1 protein-coding gene and 3 pseudogenes are annotated in these 4,240 nt (G+C 63.2%); all 4 read left to right on the forward strand.

The genetic code is table 11. The features are described 5' to 3' along the window. Positions 1-9: 9 nt before the first annotated feature. A pseudogene (locus tag I5W_RS26600) lies at positions 10-1,080 on the forward strand (8-oxoguanine deaminase); the annotation flags it as partial. A 365-nt stretch (positions 1,081-1,445) separates the two neighbouring features. Next, positions 1,446-2,747 (forward strand): NCS2 family permease, encoded by a 1,302-nt coding sequence (locus I5W_RS26605; RefSeq protein WP_017452927.1) that lies wholly within the window; start codon positions 1,446-1,448, stop codon positions 2,745-2,747. Between the two features lie 325 nt (positions 2,748-3,072). Beyond that, positions 3,073-4,041 (forward strand): annotated as a pseudogene (locus I5W_RS26610) (xanthine dehydrogenase small subunit); the annotation flags it as partial. Between the two features lie 2 nt (positions 4,042-4,043). Beyond that, positions 4,044-4,240 (forward strand): annotated as a pseudogene (locus tag I5W_RS30615) (hypothetical protein); the annotation flags it as partial.

A 4,240-nucleotide genomic window follows, 5' to 3' on the forward strand; every position in this document is an offset into this window, starting at 1 on the left:
GCGGCCTGACCCGAGATGATCCAGGTCTCCACGCTGACCGCCATGGCCGAGCTGATCCTCTCCGGCTGCACCACCAGCAGCGACCACCTCTACATCTACCCCAACCAGACCCGCCTGGACGACAGCCTGGAAGCCGCCGCGCGCATCGGCATGAGATTCCACGGCGCGCGCGGCGCCATGAGCGTCGGCCAGTCCAAGGGCGGCCTGCCACCCGACCGCGTGGTCGAAGACGAAGAAGCCATCCTCCGAGACAGCCGCCGCCTCATCGAGACCTACCACGACCCCAAGCGCCACGCCATGCAACGCATCGTGGTCGCGCCCTGCTCGCCGTTCTCGGTCTCGCGCGACCTGATGCGCGAAGCCGCCGACCTGGCGCGTCACTATGGCGTCTCGCTGCACACCCACCTGGCCGAGAACCTCAACGACATCGCCTACAGCCGCGAAAAATTCAACATGACCCCGGCCGAATATGCCGAAGACTGCGGCTGGGTCGGCCACGATGTCTGGCACGCCCACTGCGTGCAACTGGATGAGCACGGCATCGACCTGTTCGCCCGCACCGGCACGGGTGTGGCGCACTGCCCCTGCTCCAACATGCGCCTGGCCTCCGGCATCGCTCCCATCCGCAAGATGCTCGATGCCGGCGTGGCGGTCGGGCTCGGTGTGGATGGCAGCGCCTCCAACGACAGTGCCCATATGCTGGGCGAAGTACGCCAGGCCATGCTGCTGCAACGGGTGGGATTCGGACCGGACGCCATGACCGCGCGCCAGGCATTGGAAATCGCCACCCTGGCCGGGGCCAGGGTCTTGAACCGCGACGACATCGGCGCGCTCAAGCCCGGCATGTCGGCCGACGTGGTGCTGTTCGATACGCGCCAGATCGCCTTTGCCGGGGCGCTGCACGATCCGGTGGCGGCCCTGGTGTTCTGCACCCCGGCCAATGTGGACTACAGCATCATCAATGGCCGGGTGATCGTGCGCGAGGGGCAATGCACGACCATCGAGCTGGGGGCGGTACTGGAGCGACACAATGCGCTCGCGCTGCAACTGGCGCAGGCCGTACATTCAGCAACAGCCTGATCAGGTCTGAAAAGCGGGCTAATCCATAAACAATGGCACGGGGGCCTGTGCGCATTAAAGCGGGACAGGCCCTAACGATGGCAAAATCTCGGTCTTGACCAAGATTGTCCGCAAGCCGGCCGACAATGTAGAGCAACAAAATCAACTGCCACGGCCGGTTTGGCGCCAGATAGACAGTTATAACCCTGGGTTGATAATACTTATTCTCCCGCCCTTACATCGCTCATCATGAAATTCAACGACATTAGCACCGCTGCCACAACAAAGCGCATACCAAGGCCGACAGCAACGCCGGTTTCCCGCCTGAGCGCACCGCAGGCGAGCGCGCCGGCGGATAAAAACAGAACCCACGGAGACCGCCCACAATGAATGTCCTCAACAAATTCTTCCACCTGGAAGAGAACGGCACCACCGTCCGCACCGAGTTGCTGGCCGGCCTGACCACCTTCCTGACGATGGCCTACATCATCTTCGTCAACCCCTCTATCCTGGGCGACGCCGGGATGCCCAAGGATGCCGTCTTCGTGGCCACCTGTGTGGCGGCGGCGGTGGGTACCCTGATCATGGGCCTGTACGCCAACTACCCCATCGGTCTGGCGCCCGGCATGGGCTTGAACGCCTACTTCGCCTATGCCGTGGTCAAGGGCATGGGCTTTCCCTGGCAGGCCGCATTGGGAGCGGTGCTGATCTCGGGTTGCCTGTTCCTGGTGGTGAGCGTGCTGCGCATCCGCGAAGTGATCATCAAGAGCATCCCGCATTCGTTGCGCACGGCCATTCCGGCCGGCATCGGTCTGTTCCTGGCGATCATTTCCTTGAAGAGTGCCGGCATCGTCGCCGCCAATCCGGCCACCTTCGTGACCCTGGGTGACCTGCACCAGCCGGCGCCAGTGATGGCCAGCATCGGCTTCCTGGTGATCGTGGCGCTGGACCGGCTCAAGGTACGCGGTGCGCTGCTGATCGGCATCCTGCTGGTGACGGTGCTGTCCTTCCTCTTCGGTGGCAATCATTTCTCCGGCATCTTCGCCGCGCCACCCTCGATTGCGCCGACCTTCCTGCAACTGGACATCAAGGGCGCCATTTCCATGGGGCTGATCAACGTGGTACTGGTGTTTTTCCTGGTGGAACTGTTCGACGCCACCGGCACCCTGATGGGCGTGGCCACCCGCGCCGGGCTGATGAAGGACGGCAAGATGGAGCGCCTCAACAAAGCCCTGATGGCCGACAGCACCGCCATCGTCGCCGGCTCCCTGCTGGGCACCTCCTCCACCACCGCCTACATCGAAAGCGCCGCTGGCGTGCAGGCCGGCGGTCGCACTGGCCTGACCGCCGTGGCCATCGCCATACTGTTCCTGCTGTGCCTGTTCATCGCCCCGCTGGCCGGTGTGGTGCCGGCCTATGCGACCGCGCCGGCGCTGTTCTTCGTGGCGTGCCTGATGCTGCGCGAGCTGGTGCACATTGATTGGAATGACACCACCGAGTGCGTGCCGGCCGTCATCACCGCGCTGGTCATGCCCTTCACCTACTCCATTGCCAATGGCCTGGCGCTGGGCTTCATCAGCTATGCCGGGTTGAAGCTGCTGACCGGTCGTATGAAGGATGTTTCAGTGGTAATCTGGATCATCGCTGCCATCTTCCTGTTCAAGCTCATCTACCTCGGTGGCGAGTGAGCGGCAATCCAACGGTATGAAGTAAATTGAAAAATCGAAGAGGTGGCCCCGCAACCGCGTGGCGACCTCTTCGGGATCGTGACAAGAGGGAATCCGACAATCGTCGGCAACAATGTGCTGCGAACAATCCGTTTCCTCTTTTGACGACCCCGGCACGTTTCTTGAATGCCTTCTGGCCACGGGAGACACCACAGGTCGGCCACCGCCCCGAGCGGACATGCCGCCTGAAAGCAGATCCAACAATAAGAAGCACGCCCCACGATACGCCCTGGAGCGCGCCATAAAGCAGTCTGTTTTGTAGACAATTCAAATTGAGTAAAGCCAAATGCCAGAGACCCAGCGCCCCATCCAGTTCTATTTTCGCGGCCAGACCCACGAAGTAGCAGGCCAACCCACGACCCGCACCGTTCTGCAGCATCTGCGCGAAGACCTTCACTGCACCGGCACCAAGGAAGGCTGTGCCGAAGGCGATTGCGGCGCCTGCACCGTGGTGGTGGGCGAGTTGCGCCATGACCAGTTGGAATTGAAGACGGTCAATGCCTGCATCCAGTTCCTGCCCACCCTCGATGGCCGGGCGCTGTTTACCGTGGAAGACCTGAAGCAGGCCGATGGCTGCCTGCATCCGGTGCAACAGGCCATGGTGGAATGCCACGGCTCGCAGTGCGGCTTTTGCACGCCGGGCTTCGTGATGTCGCTGTGGGGCCTGTACCTCAAGCATGACAAGGACGGCATCACGCCCAGCAAGCGCGAGATCGACGACGCCCTCTCCGGCAACCTGTGCCGCTGCACCGGCTATCGTCCCATCATCGATGCGGCACGGCGCATGGGCGAGTTGCCCAAGGTGGAGTTCGACCGCGAAGCCGTCAAGCAAGCCCTGCGCGAGATCGATCACGACGCGCCGCTGGTGGTGAGCCATGCCGGCCAGACCTTCCACGCCCCGCGCACGCTGCAACAACTGGCGCAACTGCGCGCGGCCCTGCCCCAGGCGCGCATCCTGGCCGGCTCCACCGATGTGGGCCTGTGGGTGACCAAACAGATGCGCGAGCTGGGCGATATCATTTATATCGGTCGCGTCGAAGAATTGCGCACCATCAGCGTGCACGGCGAGATGCTGGAAATCGGTGCCGGCGTGTCGCTGGAAGAGGCCTATGCCGAAGCCGCGCGCCATTACCCGGAAGAACTGTCGGAACTCTGGCAGCGCTTCGCCTCGCTGCCGGTGCGCCATGCCGGCACGCTGGGCGGCAATGTCGCCAATGGCTCGCCCATCGGCGACTCCATGCCCTGGCTGATCGCACCCTCACCAGCCTGACCAAGCCGCGCAACCTCACGCACCTGTGGCTGGCGCCGTTCTCGCTGCAGAAGGAAATCATCCGCGCCATCCGCAACGAAGGCCAGATCGCCCGCGAGGGCCGACCGGCGCGCATCATCGCCAAGATGAATGCGCTCTTGGATGAATCGGTAATCCGCGCGCTCTACGCGGCCTCGGCCGATGG

The organism is Herbaspirillum sp. B65, assembly GCF_000333555.1.
Taxonomy (GTDB): Bacteria; Pseudomonadota; Gammaproteobacteria; order Burkholderiales; family Burkholderiaceae_D; genus Herbaspirillum; species Herbaspirillum rubrisubalbicans.